The organism is Mesorhizobium cantuariense (assembly GCF_042647205.1).
Taxonomy (GTDB): Bacteria; Pseudomonadota; Alphaproteobacteria; order Rhizobiales; family Rhizobiaceae; genus Mesorhizobium; species Mesorhizobium cantuariense.
In genome coordinates, this window is record NZ_JBHRVD010000001.1 from 5,884,996 (window position 1) to 5,902,457 (window position 17,462).

Annotated in this window: 20 protein-coding genes; 11 read left to right on the top strand and 9 right to left on the bottom strand. The window is 64.0% G+C overall.

Annotated elements, in window-relative coordinates; translation table 11 throughout:
* The first annotated feature begins 36 nt into the window (after positions 1-36).
* Positions 37-243, top strand: coding sequence for a lipoprotein (locus tag ACFOJ9_RS28670; RefSeq protein WP_378983830.1), 207 nt, complete (start codon positions 37-39; stop codon positions 241-243).
* A 70-nt stretch (positions 244-313) separates the two neighbouring features.
* Entirely contained in the window at positions 314-1,582 is a 1,269-nt protein-coding gene (lysA, locus tag ACFOJ9_RS28675; RefSeq protein WP_378988112.1) for a diaminopimelate decarboxylase, read from the top strand.
* Positions 1,583-1,614: 32 nt separating this feature from the next.
* On the opposite strand, the gene ACFOJ9_RS28680 is transcribed toward lysA, so the two are convergent.
* On the bottom strand, positions 1,615-1,917 hold the full coding sequence (locus ACFOJ9_RS28680; RefSeq protein ID WP_378983833.1) for an ArsR/SmtB family transcription factor: 303 nt from the start codon (positions 1,915-1,917) through the stop codon (positions 1,615-1,617).
* A gap of 50 nt (positions 1,918-1,967) precedes the next feature.
* On the opposite strand from ACFOJ9_RS28680, the gene ACFOJ9_RS28685 reads away from it, so the two are divergent.
* From ACFOJ9_RS28685 to ACFOJ9_RS28695, 3 genes are all read left to right on the top strand, one after another.
* Positions 1,968-2,909, top strand: coding sequence for a threonine/serine dehydratase (locus tag ACFOJ9_RS28685; protein WP_378983835.1), 942 nt, complete (start codon positions 1,968-1,970; stop codon positions 2,907-2,909).
* Positions 2,910-3,133: 224 nt separating this feature from the next.
* Positions 3,134-5,728, top strand: a complete 2,595-nt coding sequence (locus tag ACFOJ9_RS28690) for a TIGR02302 family protein (RefSeq protein WP_378983837.1) — start codon at positions 3,134-3,136, stop codon at positions 5,726-5,728.
* Positions 5,729-5,783: 55 nt separating this feature from the next.
* Positions 5,784-6,155, top strand: coding sequence for a glyoxalase superfamily protein (locus ACFOJ9_RS28695; RefSeq protein WP_378983840.1), 372 nt, complete (start codon positions 5,784-5,786; stop codon positions 6,153-6,155).
* On the opposite strand, the gene ACFOJ9_RS28700 is transcribed toward ACFOJ9_RS28695, so the two are convergent.
* On the bottom strand, positions 6,134-7,015 hold the full coding sequence (locus ACFOJ9_RS28700) for a LysR family transcriptional regulator (RefSeq protein ID WP_378983842.1): 882 nt from the start codon (positions 7,013-7,015) through the stop codon (positions 6,134-6,136). The genes ACFOJ9_RS28695 and ACFOJ9_RS28700 overlap by 22 nt on opposite strands.
* Before the next feature lie 224 nt (positions 7,016-7,239).
* Between ACFOJ9_RS28700 and ACFOJ9_RS28705 the strand changes: the two genes are divergently transcribed.
* Positions 7,240-8,187 carry a DMT family transporter gene (locus ACFOJ9_RS28705; RefSeq protein WP_378983844.1) on the top strand — a complete coding sequence of 316 codons (948 nt, stop codon included), beginning with the start codon at positions 7,240-7,242 and terminating at the stop codon, positions 8,185-8,187.
* Here the strand turns inward: ACFOJ9_RS28705 and ACFOJ9_RS28710 are convergent, their stop codons facing one another.
* From ACFOJ9_RS28710 to ACFOJ9_RS28720, 3 genes are all read right to left on the bottom strand, one after another.
* Positions 8,188-8,559: a response regulator gene (locus tag ACFOJ9_RS28710; protein WP_164754337.1), complete on the bottom strand. Its 372-nt coding sequence runs from the start codon at positions 8,557-8,559 to the stop codon at positions 8,188-8,190.
* Between the two features lie 74 nt (positions 8,560-8,633).
* The gene (gene hpt, locus ACFOJ9_RS28715) at positions 8,634-9,176 is read right to left on the bottom strand and encodes a hypoxanthine phosphoribosyltransferase (RefSeq protein ID WP_056583612.1); all 543 of its coding nucleotides are present in this window, start codon (positions 9,174-9,176) and stop codon (positions 8,634-8,636) included.
* A 184-nt stretch (positions 9,177-9,360) separates the two neighbouring features.
* Positions 9,361-10,005: a hypothetical protein gene (locus ACFOJ9_RS28720; protein ID WP_378983849.1), complete on the bottom strand. Its 645-nt coding sequence runs from the start codon at positions 10,003-10,005 to the stop codon at positions 9,361-9,363.
* A 192-nt stretch (positions 10,006-10,197) separates the two neighbouring features.
* On the opposite strand from ACFOJ9_RS28720, the gene ftsE reads away from it, so the two are divergent.
* The 3 genes from ftsE (at position 10,198) to ACFOJ9_RS28735 (ending at position 12,644) form a co-directional block, all read left to right on the top strand.
* The gene (ftsE, locus tag ACFOJ9_RS28725; protein WP_010911739.1) at positions 10,198-10,857 is read left to right on the top strand and encodes a cell division ATP-binding protein FtsE; all 660 of its coding nucleotides are present in this window, start codon (positions 10,198-10,200) and stop codon (positions 10,855-10,857) included.
* On the top strand, positions 10,850-11,845 hold the full coding sequence (locus ACFOJ9_RS28730; protein WP_378983856.1) for a cell division protein FtsX: 996 nt from the start codon (positions 10,850-10,852) through the stop codon (positions 11,843-11,845). Before ftsE ends, ACFOJ9_RS28730 begins: the two co-directional genes overlap by 8 nt.
* Before the next feature lie 73 nt (positions 11,846-11,918).
* Complete coding sequence (locus ACFOJ9_RS28735; protein WP_378983858.1) at positions 11,919-12,644, top strand: YdcF family protein; 726 nt, start codon at positions 11,919-11,921, stop codon at positions 12,642-12,644.
* Between the two features lie 4 nt (positions 12,645-12,648).
* Here the strand turns inward: ACFOJ9_RS28735 and ACFOJ9_RS28740 are convergent, their stop codons facing one another.
* Entirely contained in the window at positions 12,649-13,281 is a 633-nt protein-coding gene (locus ACFOJ9_RS28740; RefSeq protein WP_378983860.1) for a pyridoxamine 5'-phosphate oxidase family protein, read from the bottom strand.
* 24 nt (positions 13,282-13,305) lie between these two features.
* Complete coding sequence (locus ACFOJ9_RS28745; RefSeq protein ID WP_378983862.1) at positions 13,306-13,776, bottom strand: nuclear transport factor 2 family protein; 471 nt, start codon at positions 13,774-13,776, stop codon at positions 13,306-13,308.
* Between the two features lie 118 nt (positions 13,777-13,894).
* Between ACFOJ9_RS28745 and ACFOJ9_RS28750 the strand changes: the two genes are divergently transcribed.
* Both ACFOJ9_RS28750 and ACFOJ9_RS28755 read left to right on the top strand, forming a co-directional pair.
* Positions 13,895-14,797 (top strand): LysR family transcriptional regulator, encoded by a 903-nt coding sequence (locus ACFOJ9_RS28750; protein WP_378983864.1) that lies wholly within the window; start codon positions 13,895-13,897, stop codon positions 14,795-14,797.
* A gap of 116 nt (positions 14,798-14,913) precedes the next feature.
* Complete coding sequence (locus ACFOJ9_RS28755; protein WP_378983866.1) at positions 14,914-15,714, top strand: lysophospholipid acyltransferase family protein; 801 nt, start codon at positions 14,914-14,916, stop codon at positions 15,712-15,714.
* Between the two features lie 25 nt (positions 15,715-15,739).
* On the opposite strand, the gene ACFOJ9_RS28760 is transcribed toward ACFOJ9_RS28755, so the two are convergent.
* On the bottom strand, positions 15,740-16,366 hold the full coding sequence (locus ACFOJ9_RS28760) for a LysE family translocator (protein ID WP_378983868.1): 627 nt from the start codon (positions 16,364-16,366) through the stop codon (positions 15,740-15,742).
* A gap of 87 nt (positions 16,367-16,453) precedes the next feature.
* A complete protein-coding gene (locus ACFOJ9_RS28765) occupies positions 16,454-17,401 on the bottom strand; it encodes an aldo/keto reductase (protein ID WP_378983871.1) in 948 nt (315 codons plus the stop codon).
* Positions 17,402-17,462 lie beyond the last annotated feature (61 nt).

A 17,462-nucleotide genomic window follows, 5' to 3' on the forward strand; every position in this document is an offset into this window, starting at 1 on the left:
AGCGGCGGCTGGCAAACGTTTCGGACGGATGGATTGATGACCGGAAGCAGGATTTTGGTGACGCTGACGCTGCTGGTGGCGATCGCGGCCGTTTCGGCCTGCGGCAGGAGGGGCGGTCTCGACACGCCCTATGAGGCGGCCGTGCAAGCGCGCAAGGATGCCTCGAAGGCCCATCAGCCTGTGCCGCCGGAGCCGGAAAAACCGGTCGAGGACAAGAAGTTCATCCTCGACCCGCTGATCTAGAGCCGATGAGACCGGTTTGGTTGTTCTAAACCCCGATCTCATCGTGCTCCAACTTTCCGGAACCATCCTCGTGAACCATTTCGACTACCGCGACGGCGTGCTCTATGCCGAGGACGTGGCGATCCCCGATATCGCCGCACAGGTCGGCACGCCGTTCTACTGCTATTCGACGGCCACCTTGACCAGGCACTACCGGGTGTTTGCACAGGCCTTTGCCGGGCTCGACGCGCTGGTCTGCTACGCCATGAAGGCCAATTCCAACCAGGCCGTCCTGCGGACGCTGGCCAAGCTCGGTGCCGGTGCCGACGTGGTGTCGGAGGGCGAATTGCGCCGGGCGCTGGCCGCCGGCATTCCGGCAGGCAAGATCCTGTTTTCCGGCGTCGGCAAGACCGCGCGCGAAATGGACTTTGCCCTTGCCGCCGGCATCCTCTGCTTCAACGTCGAGTCCGAGCCTGAACTCGAACTCTTGTCGGCGCGAGCCACCGCACTTGGCAAGGTGGCGGCGATCTCGCTGCGCATCAATCCCGATGTCGACGCCAGGACCCACAAGAAGATTTCCACCGGCAAGGCCGAGAACAAGTTCGGTATCCCGTGGCAGAAGGCGCGTCAGGTCTACGCCCGCGCGGCAAAGCTTCCCGGCATCAAGATCACCGGTATCGACACCCATATCGGCAGCCAGATCACCGAACTGCAGCCTTTCGACGACGCCTTCGCCCTGCTTGTCGATCTGGTCGGCGCGCTGCGCACCGACGGCCATGCCATCGAGCATGTCGATCTCGGCGGCGGCCTCGGCATTCCCTATCGCGTCGACAACAACCCGCCGCCCCTCCCCGATGCCTATGCCCAGATCGTCAGGAAGCATGTCACCAAGCTCGGGCTGAAGGTGATGTTCGAGCCGGGCCGGCTGATATCAGGCAATGCCGGCATCCTCGTTTCCGAAGTAATCTTCGTGAAGGAGGGCGACGCCAAGAATTTCCTTGTCGTCGACGCCGCCATGAACGATCTCATACGGCCGACGCTCTACGATGCTTTCCACGACATTCGTCCGGTCGTGCAGCCGCCGGCCGACATGCCGCGCATGATGGTCGATGTGGTCGGCCCGGTCTGCGAGACCGGCGACTACATCGGCCTCGACCGCGATCTGCCGAGGCTGAAGGCCGGCGACCTGATTGCCGTCTCCACCGCCGGCGCCTATGGCGCGGTGCAGGCCGGCACCTACAACACCCGTCTGCTGGTTCCGGAAGTGCTGGTCGACGGCGATCGGTTCCATGTCGTGCGTCCGCGCCTGACCTATGACGACCTGATCGGGCTGGATTCTGTGCCCGACTGGCTCGCATAGAAGCTGCCCGACCTGGATGCCGGCCGGCAACGCTACAGCCGGCTCTCGATGAGCGCCCTGATGTCGGCGATCCTGTCCTCGTCGCGGCGGTAGAATGTCCACTGCTTGATGCGCCTGGCGCGCAGCAGGCCGGCCTGGGTGAGCACACGCATATGCTCGCTGAGCGTCGCTTGCGTGATGCCGAGCTTTTCGGCAATCAGCAGCGCGCAAACGCCGTCCTCGACCAGATCGCCGTCGGCCTGGGGCGGGAAATGCGCGCGCGGATCCTTCAGCCAGTCGAGGATCTGCAGTCTGCGTTCGTTGGCGATCGCCTTGAAGACATCAACCTCTTGCATTTAGGCATTTTGCCAAGTTACTAATTGCTGTCAATCCCAAGGAGATCGCCATGTCGCAGGGCAATACCGTCACACGCGAGCGCATTGCCGCGATGGAACCGCGCATCCGCCCCTATATCAGACACACACCGGTGCTGCGCGTCGACATGGCCGACTTCGACCGCGCGCCGCTGGCGGTCGACCTGAAGCTCGAATGCCTGCAGCATTCCGGATCGTTCAAGGCGCGCGGCGCCTTTACCAACCTGCTGGAGCGTGCAGTTCCCAAGGCCGGTGTCGTTGCCGCATCGGGCGGCAACCATGGTGCGGCCGTCGCCTATGCCGCCATGCGGCTTGGCCACAAGGCGACCATCTTCGTTCCCGAAGTGAGCCCGGCGGCCAAGCTGGAGCGGATCCGCGGCTATGGCGCCGAGTTGATCGTCGGCGGCGCACGCTATGCCGAGGCGCTGGCCGCCAGCGAACGTTTCGCCGAGGAAACCGGCGCCTTGCAGATCCATGCCTTCAACCAGGAGGAAACGCTGGTCGGCCAGGGAACGCTCGGGCTCGAAATCGAGAGCGACCTACCTCAGATCGACACGCTGCTGGTCGCTGTCGGCGGCGGCGGCCTGATCGGCGGTATCGCCGCCTGGTTTGCCGGCCGCATCCGCATCATCGCTGTCGAGCCGGAAGGGGCACCGACGCTTCATCGCGCCTTCGAAGCCGGACACCCCGTCGACGCGCCGGCCGAGGGCATCGCCGCCGATTCGCTGGCGCCAAAGCGCGTCGGCGAAATGATGTTCCCGATCGCCGAGGCCTTTGTCGAACGCTCGATCCTGGTCAGTGACGACGACATCATCGCCGCGCAGAAGGCGCTGTGGAACCGGGTGCGCATCATCTCCGAGCCGGGCGGCGCCGCCGCCTTCGCCGCGGTCCTGTCCGGTCGCTATGTGCCGGCGCCGGGCGAGCAGGTCGCCGTGCTGGTCTGTGGGGCGAATGCGAACCCCGCAACATTCTGACTACAACCATGACTATGGAACTATAATGGCGGCCTTCACGTTTTTCCAAACTGCCTCGCCTTTGCCGTGTTTGCTGGTATTCTTCGAGTCGTGAGGCTTTGGGCTATCCTGCCCGCCCCACAGCATGATCCGAAAAGTGGAATCCGGTTTTCGGGACAGATCATGCTCAAGAGATAGGGCCCCATCCGGTTCTTTCGGGATGGAATAGGCTTTAGGAAGGGCCGATGACGGAACGACCCACCTTCAGCAGCGATCGCGGCCTGGCCGGGCGCCTTGCCTTGAGCCGGCTGGCGACGCGGGTCTCGATGATGGTCGAGCGTGGCTGGCCGTTGCTGCTTCCGCTCGTCATCGTCGCCAGCCTGTTCCTAAGCGTCTCCTGGCTCGGCCTCTTCTCCCGGCTGCCGGACATGGCACGCATCGGCCTCGTCGCCGCATTCGCCATCGCGGCACTGGCCGCGCTCTACCCGCTGCGCTTCTTCCGCCTGCCGGGCGCCGCCGAAATCGACCGCCGGATCGAGGCGGCCAATCAACTGTTGCACAGCCCGGTGCTGGTGCAGACCGACCGGCCAAGCGGCCGGGAAAGCAGCTTTTCGCAGGCGTTGTGGCGCGAACACCAGAAGCGCATGGCCGGAAAGCTCGACAACCTTGGCGCCGACCTGCCGCGCACACGCGTGCCGGAACGCGACCCCTGGGGGCTGCGCGCCGTGGCGGCACTTGTGCTCGTTACCGCCTTTGCCTTCTCCTTCGGGCCGACAGGCGGCAGGATCAGCGACGGCTTCAATGCCCATGGCGCGCACGATGCCGTGCCGCCGCGCATCGACGCCTGGGTGACGCCACCGGCCTACACCGGCAAGCCGCCGATCTTCTTGACCGCCGACGCCAACCAGGCGACGCCGACCTTCACCGTTCCCGAAGGCAGCGACGTCTCGCTGCGCGTGACCGGCGGCTCAGGCGAGGAAACGCTTGCCTACGCCGACAAGCAGGGCAATTCCCGCGCCATCGACCCGGCCGGCCCGCAGGCCGCCACGGCCAAGCCGGCGGCAAGCCCGGCGACGCCGTCCAAGGTACGCCAATTCACCGGCAAGCTGACCGGTGACGGCACGCTGACGCTGACATCGGGCGGGGACCAGCTCGGCCGCTGGGCCTTCGCGGTCCTGGCGGACAAGCCGCCGCAGATCCGCTTCGTCGGCGAGCCCAAGCGCGCCGCCAACGGCGCTTTCGAACTCAACTACCAGATCGACGACGACTATGGCGCCGCCACCGCCAAGGCGGTGTTCGCGCTCGCCGATCCGCAGGCGCCCAATGCACATCCGCTCTATGGTCCACCTGAGATGCCGCTGTCGCTGCCGCGTCGTGGTGGCAAGTCGAACGCCGCCAGGACCTCCAAGGATCTGACCGAGCATGTCTGGGCCGGCAGCAGCATCAAGCTGACGCTGGTTGCCACCGACGATGCCGGGCACACCGCATCGAGCGAGACCAAGACGCTGCTGATGCCGGAGCGGCCATTTGCCAATCCGCTGGCGCGTGCGGTGATCGAGCAGCGCCGCCTGCTGGCGCTCGACGCCAACGCCAAGCCGCGCGTGCTCGACCTGATGGACGCCATCACGCTGCGTCCGGAAGACACGTTCGACAACATGTCCCACTACCTCGCCATTATGAGCGCCCGCAGCCGGCTGAAGATGGCCGACAGCGACGATCAGTTGCGCAGCGAGGTCTCCTATCTCTGGGAAATCGCGCTCGGTATAGAGGAAGGCAATCTCTCGGCTGCGGAAAAGCGGCTGCGCCAGGCGCAGCAGGCACTGCAGGAGGCCATCAAGAATGGCGCCAGCGACGCTGAAATCGAGAAGGCGATGAAGGAACTGCGCGAGGCGATGAACCAGTTCCTGCAGGAATTCGCGGAGCGTGCCAAGCAGAACCCCAACGCACCGCAGATGCAGCAGAACGGCCAGGAACTGCGCCAGAGTGACATCGACCGCATGATGGACCAGATCGAGAACCTGGCCAAGTCGGGCGATCGCGACAAGGCGCAGCAATTGCTGTCGCAACTGCAGGACATGATGAACAATCTGCAGGCCGGCCGTCAGCAGCAAGGCGGCCAGCAGGACAGCGAGATGCGCCAGCAGATGGACAAGCTCGGCGAGATCCTGCGGCGCCAGCAGGAGATGATGAACGACACCTTCCGCATGGACCAGATGCAGCGCGGCGAGCGCCAGCGCGGACAGAACCGCGACGAGCAGCTCGGCGAAGGCGGCGGTCAGGATGATGACAAGCCAGGGGTCGGCGAGGACCGCGATCCGCTCGCCCGGCAAAAGCCGATGACGCCCCAGGAATTCGCCGACGCGCTGAAACAGCTGCAGCAGGGACAGGGACAGCTGAAAAGCGATCTCGAGCAGCTGAAGAAGGGGCTCGAAGGCATGGGCATGGAGCCCAATGAAGGATTTGGCGATGCCGGCAAGTCCATGGGCAATGCCGAACAGGCGCTCGGCGAAGGCGAAGGCGACGAGGCCGTCGGCCATCAGGGCCGGGCGCTGGAAGCGCTGCGCAAGGGCGCCAAGGACATGATGAAGCAGATGCAGGCCATGCAGGGCGACCAGGGCGGCAGCGAGGAAGGCGGCCGCCAGCAGAACGCCGATCGTGATCCGCTCGGCCGGCCGCGCGCCAGCCAGGGTCCCGATTTCGGCGATTCGGTGAAGGTGCCCGACGAGATCGACGTGCAGCGCGCCCGTCAGATTCTTGAAGCGATCCGCAAACGGCTCAGCAATGCGCTCAGCCCCGACATCGAGCGCAGTTATCTCGAACGGCTGCTCGAGCTGAAATAGGGATTGCCGCCCGCCTCCACCCCACCCGAAAACCCTCTCGAACGGTTGCACCCCCATGCCGAAACTTGGCGCCGTCACACCCATCCTGCGCATCTTCGACATTATCAAGGCGCGTGAATTCTACGTCGGCTTCCTCCGCTTCGAGGTGCAGTGGGAGCATCGCTTCGACGACAACGCGCCGCTTTACATGGCGGTCGGCCGCGATGGCTGCGTCCTGCATCTCAGCGAACATCACGGCGATGGTGCGCCCGGCATTGCCGTGCGCATCAAGGTCGAGGACATCGCCGCACTGCATGGCGAACTGATCGGCAAGAACTACCGCTTCGCCAGGCCGGGCCTGGAAGAGACGCCGTGGAAGACCCGCGAGGTATCGGTCGCCGATCCATTCGGCAACCGCCTGCATTTCTACGAGGATGCGGCCGGCTGATTCAGCCGGTTGACGAACGCTTCGCGGATTGCCTCCTGCATGCCGTCGATCGCCTCACCGGAGGCATTCGGGCTGCGGTGCATCACCACATTCGAGGAATCGATGGCGCCGAACCCGTCCGCGGTCGTCAGTTCACGGCAGCCGTCCGGAATGTTGCTGCGCGAAATCGGCGCGATCGCCAGTCCGGAGGTGACGGCGAGCTTGAGGCCGCCGGTGGTGTCGCTGGTATAGGCAACACGATAGGCAAGATCGCGTTGCTCCAGTGATTTGATGGCAAAATCCTTGCACCAGCCGGCCCGGTTGTAGAGCGCGATCGGCACCGGCTGTTCCTCATGCATGTGGTGCAGGGTCGACGTCACCCATACGGTCGGGTCGTGCATCAGCACTTCGCCACCGGCAGGATCCTGCCATTCGAAAACCACGCACAGATCGAGTTCGCCGGCGGCAAGCGCGGCTATCTGCGCCCCAGAATGCGCATAGCGCACGGTGACCTCGACCTGCGTGTGGCGCTTCGAAAAAGCGCCGAGCGCGCGCGACAGGATGGCGTGGCCATATTCCTCCGGAATGCCGATGCGCACCGGCCCGCCCAGCGGCGCCGCCGCCATCGACGCCGCCGTCTCGTCGAGCAGCGAGACAATGCGGCGGGCATTGACGATGAGTTCGCCGCCGCGCCGCGTCAGCGCAACGCCGCGCGAGCCGCGCTCGAACAGGCTGTCGCCGATCAGTTCTTCGAGCTTCTTCATCTGCATCGACACCGCCGACTGGGTGCGGCCGGCCTGCTCCGCCGCTTTGGTGAAATTGCCAGTCTCGGCAATCGCCACGAAGGTGCGCAGGAGTTCACTGTCGAGGGTCGGCCGCATGAAATCCGCCATAAGGAAATTTGATTGCTGGTATCATTCCAATTCGTTTGCAACATGTCAAACGCAGGATGATAGTGATCTCACCCATTGGATATGCGGCTGCGAAATCAGCCGCGGACCAATCAAGAGTCCTCACTCATGCCCGCTGCCCGAAACGGTGGCGGGTTCTTTTTTCACTTGCGGCAAGCGTGCTAGCGGCCGCGGTACTGGAGCCTGGAATCCTCATGCAGAATCGGATGGTGCGCGGCATCCTGAGCCTGTGCCTCGGCGTGCTGGTCTTCTCACTGCAGGATCCGCTCGTCAAAGCCGTGTCGAGCGGCTATCCGGTGACCGAGGTGATGGCGATCCGCTCGATCGTCGCCCTGCCGATCCTGATTGTTCTGGTCCATGCCGATGTCGGCTTGCGGGCGGTCCTGTCGAAACGATTCGGCATGCTGACGGTGCGCGCCTTCATCCAGTTCACCTCCTATACGATGTATTATCTGGCCATCGCCGCTCTGCCGCTGGCCGATGCGGTGGCGCTTTACTTCATGGCGCCGCTGTTCATCATGATGCTGGCCGGGCCGTATCTTGGCGAGCGCGTCTCCTGGCAGACGATGGCGACCGTGCTGATCGGGTTGTTCGGCGTGCTTGTGATGCTGCGCCCGGGCGCCGGGCTGTTCGACTGGGCGGCGCTGCTGTCACTGGGCTCGGCAGCGCTCTACGGTTTTTCGCAGCTGATGGCCCGCAAGATCGGCGATACCGAATCGTCCACCGTCATGGCCTTCTATCAAAACGGCGCCTATCTGGTTGGCGCCGCCGTGGTGGCCGGTGCTTTTCACCTTGCCGGCATTACCCATGCCATCCATCCGAGCCTGGAATTCCTGGTGCGGCCCTGGCTGTGGCCGACGCTGCCGGATTTTCTCAAGATGGCGGCCTGCGGTTTCGTCGCCTCCGCCGGCATGATCCTGCTGTCGCAGGCCTACCGGATGGCGCCGGCCAACCGCGTTGCCACCTTCGAATACACCGGCATCCTGTGGTCGCCGCTGTGGGGTTTCCTGTTTTTCGCCGAAGTACCACGGTCGACGACCGTGATCGGCGCGGCCTTGATCATCGGCGCCGGCCTGCTGGCGCTCAACACCGAGCGGCGCAAGAGTGTTCCACCCGTGCTCACTGCTGCCGATCCAGCCTGATCAGGCGAAGCAGATCAGTGCCCGTTCGACGCGCGAGCGGATTTCGGCCAGCGTAAAAGGCTTCTGCACGACATCGAGGATGATGCCGTTCAACTCCTCGGCACGCTCGCGCTGGTCGGCATAGCCGGTCATCAGCACGATCTTCATCGCCGGAAAGAGTGCCGCCGCCGCGATCGCCATCTCGATGCCGTCCATCTCCGGCATGCGGATATCGGAGACGACGAGATCGTAACCGCCACGCGCGGCCTGGATCAGCGAAAGCCCCTGCGCGCCGTCCGCCGCGATATCGATTGTGTGCCCGGCGCGCTCAAGCGCGCGGGCGGCCAGGGTGCGGACGGACTCATCGTCCTCGACGATCAGAAGCTTTGCCATGGCTGGCATATTTGGCCGCGAAAAGTTGACTTTTCCTGAAAGTGCGGAGCGTCAACAAACCTTTTTGAAGTCGCTCACACATCCCCTTTGACGACGCCGACGAAGGGCAACTCGCGAAAAGCGTGGGCAACGTCCATGCCGTAGCCGACGACGAAATAGTCGGGGCAGTCGAAGCCGACATAATCGGCATTGAGCGCGGTCTGGCGGCGCATGCGCTTGTCGAGCAGCACGGCGATGGAACAGCTTTTGGCGCCCCGCGACAGCATCAGGTCGCGGGTGAAGCTCAGCGTCTTGCCTGATTCGAGAATGTCGTCGATCAACAGCACGTCGCGGCCGGCAACTTCATTATCGATGTCGCGCAGCACCCTCACCTCGCCGCTGGTGGTGCCGGCGCCGTAGCTGGAGATGAAGATGAACTCCACCTCGGGCGACAGACCGACATCGTGCATTGCGCGGATGAGATCGGCGGCGAAGATGAACGAGCCCTTCAGCACCGAGATCACCAAGAGATCATGATAGTCGTGGCCGGCGATCTCCTTGGCGAGCTCGAGATTGCGCCGTGCGATCGCCGATGCCGAAAACAGGACTTCGATGTCCTTGCCGCGTACAATTGGCATTTTTCGCCCCCTGAATATTTTTACCTAAACGCCTTCACGCCTGGCGTGTGTTGAGATTCAGGTCAGGCCGAGTCGAAAACGGTGGTTTCCGAGAACCGGAGCGAAGCGTACTTGAAGTACGTGAGCACCGGAAGCGCAGGAAACCGCCGTTTGCAGGCCGGCCTCACCTGAATATCAGCACACGCTATTCGGCGAAGGTGACCGATACAGTTCTTACGCCGTTCTTAGGCACGTCGAGCCGGCTGGCAAAGCCGAATCTTTCGCCGGATGCCAGCGCGCGGCCGGATGTCCCCAACGTATAGCGGGTTGTGCGCCCGTCATTGCCGGTCACCCGGATTTCGAGCGGCGGCAGCTGCACCGGTTTCGCGCCGTCATTGGCGGCCTCGCCATCGACGAACAGTGCGGGGTTCGGCCCGGAGGTGTCGACGCGTGACGTGACGCCTGAAATGCTGAGCGCCGACGCCTGCGCGCTGGACAGGAACGGCGCCTGGCGCACCAGCGCATGCCCGCCGGAGACCCAGAAGGCGGCCAAGGCAGCGCCGATGCCGGCGATCCAGAAGATCGGCCCGCCGCGCGAGGCCGGTGGCCGCTCCGCCGGGGCCTCGGGCTTGCGCAGCATGTCCATGCCTTCGATGGACGGCGTGACGATCGCACGCGGTAGCGGCGAGACGCTTTCCACGGCGGGGACAAGACGCGGCATCACCACATAGTCGGCATCGACGATGTCGACCGCCGAACCACGCATGAACCGGTCCGCTGCGGCGATTGCCGCCGGATCGGTCATGATTTCGCCGGAAACCGGGCGCGCGGTTCGATCGTCAGCCATCATGGCCCCAGCATTGCAGCACGTGTTCGCTTTTCGTTTCTTTTGCGTAAACACAAATGGTTAACGCTTCCCCACCGGAGCCCTCGTGACGAGCCGAAACAGCCCAAGAATTAACCGCCGGTTAACCATGCCGGCCGATGGTCTTTTCCCAGAACAGGCTGGCTCACTCCCGCCGCGAATTTCAGGTCGTCGAAATTGATTCGTTTCGAAAATGTCGGCCTCCGCTATGGCATGGGTCCGGAAATCCTCCGCGACATCTCCCTGCACATCCCGGAGCGCTCCTTCCAGTTCCTGAGCGGGCCTTCGGGCGCCGGCAAGACGACCTTGCTGCGCCTGCTGTTCATGTCGCTGAAGCCGACGCGCGGACTGATCACCATCTTCGGCAAGGATCGCTCGCGCATCTCGCGCACCGAACTGCCGCATCTGCGGCGCCGCATCGGCGTGGTGTTCCAGGATTTTCGCCTGCTTGACCACATGACCACCTACGAGAACGTCGCGCTGCCGCTGCGCGTGCGCGGGCGCGAGGAAGCGAGCTACCGCACCGATGTCACCGAGCTGTTGAAGTGGGTCGGGCTGGGCGAACGCATGCATGTGCTGCCGCCGGTTCTGTCCGGCGGCGAGAAGCAGCGCGCGGCGATCGCGCGCGCGCTGATCGAGCAGCCGGAAATCCTGCTGGCCGACGAGCCGACCGGCAACGTCGATCCGCCGCTGGCGCGACGTCTGCTGCGGCTGTTCATCGAACTCAACCGTCTCGGCACCGCCGTGGTGATCGCTACCCACGACCTTGGCCTGATGGAGCAGGTCGACGCGCGCCGCATGATCCTGGCCGGCGGAAGGCTGGACATCTATGACTGAACTGTCCGCCGAACATCTCGTGGAAAGAGAACAGGACGCCGAGGCGACCGAGGCAAAGCCGCGCGCCCAGCGCAGGATGGCGCCAATCGTACCGGCGCAGAACATCGCCGGCCGGGCGCTGGTGCTGGTCATTGCCATCATGACCTTCCTGTCCTGCCTGACCTTCGGCGCGGTGACGCTGGTGCGTGACACGGCTTCCGTCTGGGAGAACCAGATTTCGCGCGAGGCGACAATCCAGATCAAGCCGGTCGACGGCCTCGACATGGAGGCGGCCCTTGCCCAGGCCTCGCAGATCGCCGGCGAATTCCCGGGCGTGCAGGCGACCCGGATCATCGATCGCGAGGCGACCGCGAGGCTGTTGGAGCCGTGGCTGGGTTCAGGCCTCAACATCGACGAGCTGCCGGTGCCGCGCCTGATCATCGTCACCATCGATGAGAGCAGCCCACCCGATTTCGCCGCCATGCGCGCCGCGATCACACCGAAATTGGCGAGCGCGTCGCTCGACGATCACCGCACCTGGGTCGACCGGCTGGTGGCCATGGCGCGCACGACGGTGACCATCGGCATCGCCGTGCTGGCGCTGATGCTGTCGGCAACCGTGCTGACCGTGGTGTTCGCCACACGCGGCGCCATGGCCGGCAACGGCCACATCATCGAAGTGCTGCATTTCGTCGGCGCCGAGGCACAATTCATCGCACGCGAATTCCGCCGGCATTTCCTGGTCACCGGCATGAAGGGGGCAGCTGCCGGCGGTGCCGCGGCAGTGCTCGTCTTCATCGTCTTTTCCTGGTGGTCGTCGCGCAACATGGCGACGCCGCAGGCCGACCAGGCGACCGCCCTGTTCGGCAATTTCGCCATCGGTTCGGCAGGCTATCTCGGTGTCGTCTTGATGGTGCTGGTGATCGGCGGGCTCACGGCTGCGACCTCCCACGCCACCGTCGTTGCCTATCTCAGCGACATCGATGTCCGCCAACCGGATGCAGGGTGATCACGGATGGAGAATTCACGTAACGCAAAGTGCGTCTTTTACCTACCCAAGGCCGCATTTCAGGGTTAACCATATGGCGATGGACGCGCGGGATTCGACCGGTACGGCTGGGCAGATGCCAGTGGTGGTTGCCCGTTCGCATGACCGCCGCACGGTGGGCCGTCTAAGGGCCGCGTTGCGCCTGTCCGCTCTCTCCGTCCTCATCCTCGCAATTTTGTTTGCCGGCGGCTTCGGCTGGTTCGCCAACAAGGTCAGCCATCTGACGACGCCTGCCAATCCGGCCAAGGCAGACGCGATCATCGTGCTGACTGGCGGCCAGTCCCGCCTGGATGCCGCGATGGATCTACTGGCGTCCGGCAAGGGCGAGCGGCTGCTGATCAGCGGTGTGCATCCTTCCGCCAGCCGTCGCCAGTTGCAGGCGGCGACCGGTGGTGACGTCAGGCTGTTCTCCTGCTGCGTCGACATCGACCGTGCTGCGCTCGACACGATCGGCAATGCCGAGGAGAGCGCAAAATGGGTCGAAAGCCACGCCTATGGCACGGTGATCCTCGTCACCAACAATTATCATATGCCGCGCAGCCTGCTGGAAATGGGCCGGCTGCTGCATCGCGCCAAGCTTGAGCCCTATCCGGTGGTCAATTCCAACCTCGACAATGGCGGCTGGCTGACCAAGCCGAGGGCATTGCGCGTGCTGTTCACCGAATACAACAAATATTTGCTGGCGCTGGCGCGCGGCATCGTGCCGGTCAAGCCGACGCCTAACGGCATCGCGCTCGCCGAAACCGCGGCCGGCGGCTGAACCATTATTCCCCGGCGGCCGCGCCTGAATTCCCCTTGAGCCGTGCGATCTCCTGTTCGAGGCGCTCGATGCGCCTGTCCCGCTCGCCGAGTGCCGCTGCCACATCGGCCACCTCGAACCGTTGCGGGATATGTTGCGGGCAATTGGCATCCCAGGCCGAGATCGTGAACAGGATGACCTGCTCGGGGCGCGCCTTGTAATCCTGCGGCATCAGCTTCGCCATCAGCTCGGCATCGTTCTCGACAACGCGCGCGGTGCCCCAGAGCTTGATACGCTGCCGGTGCATATAGTCGATCAGGAACAGGAAGGCCTGCGGGTTGTCGGCCAGATTGCCTTGCGTGATGAACTGCCGGTTGCCGGAGAAATCCGCGAAGCCGATCGTGTGTTCATCCAGCACCTTGAGAAACCCGGCAGGGCCGCCGCGATGCTGGATGTAGGGCTGACCATTGCCGTTGGCCGTCGACAGGAAGACGCTGGTCTGCATCTCGATGAAGGCGGCAAGGTCAGGGGTGATGACAGCTTGCCAGCCGCCACGCTCCTCGACGCGGGCATAGGATTGCCGCGAGCCCTTGCGGGCCTGGATCTCCTTGACCGTCGGCGTGAAGGCGACGTCGCTGGTGAAAGCATGTGCGTTCATCGAAAACCTCCTTGCGGGAAGGTGCTAAAGCCCGAGCGCCGAAAGTGACGGATGATCGTCCGGACGGCGGCCGAGCGGCCAGTGATATTTGCGGTCGGCCTCGCCGATCGGCAGGTCGTTGATGCTGGCAATGCGCAGGCGCATCAGCCCATGTTCGTCGAATTCCCAGTTCTCGTTGCCATAGCTGCGGAACCATGAACCGCTGTCGTCGTGCCATTCATAGGCGAAGCGCACGGCGATACGGTTGCCGTGGAAGGCCCAGACCTCCTTGATCAGCCGGTAGTCGAATTCGCGGCTCCATTTGCGCGTCAGGAACGCCTGGATGGCATCGCGCCCTTGCAGGAATTCGGCGCGGTTGCGCCAACGGCTGTCGGTTGTGTAGGCAAGCGCGACCCGTGCCGGATCGCGGGAGTTCCAGGCATCCTCGGCCATGCGCGCCTTCTGTGCTGCCGTCTCGGCGTTGAACGGCGGCAGCGGCGAGCGGGCTTCGGACATGGCAACTCCTTTGCGAGGCCATGCTGCAGGCAGGCCGACAGATCCAATATAAAGCCTTCCATCATTCAAATGCAGATGACATATTCGCAACCCGTCCTTCCATTTTTCGGAAGAAGCTATGGATCGTCTCGAAGCCATGTCGCTCTTTGTCGCCGCGGTGGAGGCCGGCAGCCTTTCCGCGGCCAGCCGCCGTTTCGGCGTTCCGCTGGCGACGGTCAGCCGCAAGATTTCCGATCTCGAGCGCCATCTGAACACACGCCTCCTGAACCGCTCGACGCGCCGCCTGACGCCGACCGATGCCGGCCAGGCCTATCTTGCCGCCTGCCGCCGCATCCTGGACGACGTCGGTGAGGCCGAACGCACGGCAGCCGGCGAATACAGCGCTCCGACCGGCGAACTGGCCATCACCGCGCCGGTCGTCTTTGGCCGCCTGCACGTGCTGCCGGTGGTCACCGGCTTTCTCGCCGCCTATCCCGACGTGGACATCCGCCTGACATTGGCCGACCGTATAACCCAGCTGGTCGAGGACCATTTCGACCTCGCCATCCGCCTCGGCCAGTTACCCGATTCGAGCCTGGTCGCCATTGGCGTCGGCGCGATCCGCCGCGTCGTTTGCGCCAGCCCGGTCTATCTGGCCGAACACGGCACGCCGACAGCTCCGGAGGATCTCGAAACACACAGTTGCATCACCTTCGAGGGACTTGCTTCGGCCGCCACCTGGAGCTTCACCAGGGGCAAGGCCGAAATCCCGGTTCAGGTCCGCTCGCGGCTTCAGGTCAACACCGCCGAAGCGGCCATCGACGCGGCGATTGCCGGCGTCGGGCTGACCAAAGTGCTTTCCTACCAGATCGAAGCCGCGCTGCGGTCCGGCACGCTGCGCGTCCTGCTGGAGGAGTTCGAGCCAAAGCCATGGCCGGTAAGCCTGGTGCATGCGGGCCACGGCCTGCTGCCGGTCAAGCTGCGCGCATTCCTCGATTTTGCCGCCCCACGCCTGAAGGAGCGATTGGCGCGACTGGTGTAGCGGAACCGGTCCAATCGGCGACCGTTCTTCTTCGCAGTTCAAAGCGCCGTGCGGCCATTTCCTTTTTCCCCGCGCTTGGTGTAACCAACGCTCAACTCCTCACCGGGCCTCCCCCCATGCTCTATTTCAGGTCGCTGACGTTCAATTTCGTCTTCTACGTCAATCTGATCGTCCAGATGATCCTCTGGACCCCCTACTATTTCCTGTCGCCCCGGCACCGCGCCTGGTTCGTGCCGAAATTCTGGTCGCGCACCTCGATGTGGCTCCATGACAAGATCGCCGGAACGAAGAACGAGATCACCGGCCAGGAAAACCTGCCCGAAGGCTCCTTCATCCTGGCGCCCAAGCACCAGTCGTTCTGGGATGCGATCGCCTTCTTCCCCTTCCTCCAAGACCCGCTCTATATCCTCAAGCGGGAACTGACCTGGATCCCGTTCTTCGGCTGGTACATCATGAAGATGCGCATGATCCCGGTTCATCGCGGCAGCCGCTCGAAAGCGCTGAAGGCCGTGGTCGCCGCGACCAAGGAGGAGATGGCGCGCAACCCCCGCCAGCTCATCATCTATCCCGAAGGTACCAGACGCGCGCCGGGCGATGAACCCGCCTACAAATACGGCATCGTCGAAATCTATGCGCAGCTTGGCATTCCGGTGGTGCCGGTTGCCCATGTCGCCGGCCTCTATTGGCCGCGCCGGAAATTCCTGCGCTATCCCGGCACCATCAAGGCGAGGTTCCTGCCGCCGATCCCGCCTGGCTTGAGCAAGGATGAATTCATGGAACGGCTGATCGGCGAGACGGAGGCTGCCTGCGACCAGTTCCTGATTGATGCCGCACGCGGCCCGAACCCACCTGCCTTGCCGCCGACAGCGGTGAAAAGGCTGCAAGAGTTGGACGCAGCCGCAAAAACCGAAGTCTGAACCGGAAGTCTACGGCCGGCAGGCCTCAGCCGAACATGGCCAGCGCGGTGGTCAACACCAGCGTCGCGGCAAAGACCAGATTGATGACCCGCGAGGCCGCCGGCCGGCGCAGGAAGCGTGCGAACGCCGCCCCCGCGACAAGCCACACGGCGTGGATGGCAACGATCATGACGGCGAGAACGGTCAGCTTCAGCCATAGACCAAGCTCAGCGGCGCCCTGTTTCGACGAAACACTGGCGAACACCGCGGCAATCGCCACATAGGCCTTTGGATTGGCGACCGCGAGAAGAAATCCAGCCAGCCATGTTGGACGCGAAGCCTCGGCGGCGCGCGCCGCCAGCGGCGGGGCCGTAGCGATCTTGAAGGCGAGATAGAAGATGTAGGCCGCGGAAGCGACAGCCAGCAACGGCGCCAGCTTCGGCATCGACGTGAGCACGGCCATGACTCCGGTCGCCACCACCAGCAGCACAGCGATCGTGCCCAGGATGATCCCGCAGGCATAGCCCAGCGAGTGGCGCAAACCAAAGGCGGCCCCAACGGCGGTGACGCTTATCGTTGCCGGTCCGGGGCTGCCCATGACGACGGCGGCGGCAACCACCAGCGCGAACAGCTGACGCCAAAGGTCGGGCTGCGAAAGAAGCGGCTCAGTCACTCACCCTCTGCCTTGCCCCGTGCGAAGGAAGCTATGGCAAGACAAAAGGGTCGTCTTGGACGTTCGTGCGCGCAGCGACAGCCGGAATTAACCGCTCGCTTTGTCGAGTTCGGCCATGTCGGCGGCGGTCAGTTTCAGCGACGCCGCCTTGATCAGGCTGTCCATCTGCTCAGGCTTGGTCGCACTGGCGATCGGTGCGGTGACACCTGGGCGCGCAATTGCCCAGGCAAGCGCGACTTCCGCTTGCTTGGCCGAATGCCTGGCCGACACCGCGTCGAGGGCTGCAAGGATGCGCATGCCGCGCGCATTGAGGTAGTCTTTCACCCCGCCGCCACGCGGGCTTTGACCGAGATCGGCCTCGCTGCGATATTTGCCGCTGAGAAAACCCTTGGCCAGGCTGAAATAGGTGATGACGCCGATGTCCTCGGCCACGCACAGATCGCGCAGCGGCCCGTCAAAGGACGAGCGATCGTAGAGATTGTATTCAGGCTGCAGCACCTGGTAGCGCGGCAGGCTGCGCAGGCTCGCCACATCGAGTGCGGCACGCAACTGGCCGGCGTCGAGGTTCGAGCAGCCGGCATAGCGGATCTTTCCCTTGGCGAGCAGCTTCTCGTAGGCGCCGAGGGTTTCCTCATAGGGCGTCGTCGGGTCCGGCCAATGCGACAGATAGAGGTCGATGAATTCGGTCTGCAGCCGCTTCAGCGATGCGTCGACGGCCTTTTCGATGTATGCGGCGGACAGGTCCTTGTGCCCCTGCCCCATATCCGAACCGACCTTGGTGATCACCACGACCTTGTCACGATTGCCACGCTCCTTCATCCACTTGCCGATGATGGTTTCCGACTCACCGCCCTTGTGCCCGGAGACCCAGCGCGAATAAGCGTCCGCCGTATCGATGGCGTTGAGGCCGGCCCCGACGAAACGGTCGAGCAGGTCGAACGAGGTTTTCTCGTCGGCGGTCCAGCCGAAGACATTGCCGCCCAGAACCAGCGGCGCGATGGACAGGTCGGTGCGACCGAGACGGCGTTTCTGCAAGGCATATCTCCGGGATGATTTGGGGCGGGCGAAGGACGCCCGCGGCTGAGGTTCGGAGCCT

Coding starts and splice junctions, on each gene's coding strand:
- ACFOJ9_RS28670 (WP_378983830.1), top strand. CDS start 37: ATGACCGGAAGCAGGATTTTGGTGACGCTGACGCTGCTGGTGGCGATC.
- ACFOJ9_RS28680 (WP_378983833.1), bottom strand. CDS start 1,917: ATGCAAGAGGTTGATGTCTTCAAGGCGATCGCCAACGAACGCAGACTG.
- ACFOJ9_RS28685 (WP_378983835.1), top strand. CDS start 1,968: ATGTCGCAGGGCAATACCGTCACACGCGAGCGCATTGCCGCGATGGAA.
- ACFOJ9_RS28690 (WP_378983837.1), top strand. CDS start 3,134: ATGACGGAACGACCCACCTTCAGCAGCGATCGCGGCCTGGCCGGGCGC.
- ACFOJ9_RS28695 (WP_378983840.1), top strand. CDS start 5,784: ATGCCGAAACTTGGCGCCGTCACACCCATCCTGCGCATCTTCGACATT.
- ACFOJ9_RS28700 (WP_378983842.1), bottom strand. CDS start 7,015: ATGCGGCCGACCCTCGACAGTGAACTCCTGCGCACCTTCGTGGCGATT.
- ACFOJ9_RS28705 (WP_378983844.1), top strand. CDS start 7,240: ATGCAGAATCGGATGGTGCGCGGCATCCTGAGCCTGTGCCTCGGCGTG.
- ACFOJ9_RS28710 (WP_164754337.1), bottom strand. CDS start 8,559: ATGGCAAAGCTTCTGATCGTCGAGGACGATGAGTCCGTCCGCACCCTG.
- hpt (WP_056583612.1), bottom strand. CDS start 9,176: ATGCCAATTGTACGCGGCAAGGACATCGAAGTCCTGTTTTCGGCATCG.
- ACFOJ9_RS28720 (WP_378983849.1), bottom strand. CDS start 10,005: ATGATGGCTGACGATCGAACCGCGCGCCCGGTTTCCGGCGAAATCATG.
- ACFOJ9_RS28730 (WP_378983856.1), top strand. CDS start 10,850: ATGACTGAACTGTCCGCCGAACATCTCGTGGAAAGAGAACAGGACGCC.
- ACFOJ9_RS28735 (WP_378983858.1), top strand. CDS start 11,919: ATGGCGATGGACGCGCGGGATTCGACCGGTACGGCTGGGCAGATGCCA.
- ACFOJ9_RS28740 (WP_378983860.1), bottom strand. CDS start 13,281: ATGAACGCACATGCTTTCACCAGCGACGTCGCCTTCACGCCGACGGTC.
- ACFOJ9_RS28745 (WP_378983862.1), bottom strand. CDS start 13,776: ATGTCCGAAGCCCGCTCGCCGCTGCCGCCGTTCAACGCCGAGACGGCA.
- ACFOJ9_RS28750 (WP_378983864.1), top strand. CDS start 13,895: ATGGATCGTCTCGAAGCCATGTCGCTCTTTGTCGCCGCGGTGGAGGCC.
- ACFOJ9_RS28755 (WP_378983866.1), top strand. CDS start 14,914: ATGCTCTATTTCAGGTCGCTGACGTTCAATTTCGTCTTCTACGTCAAT.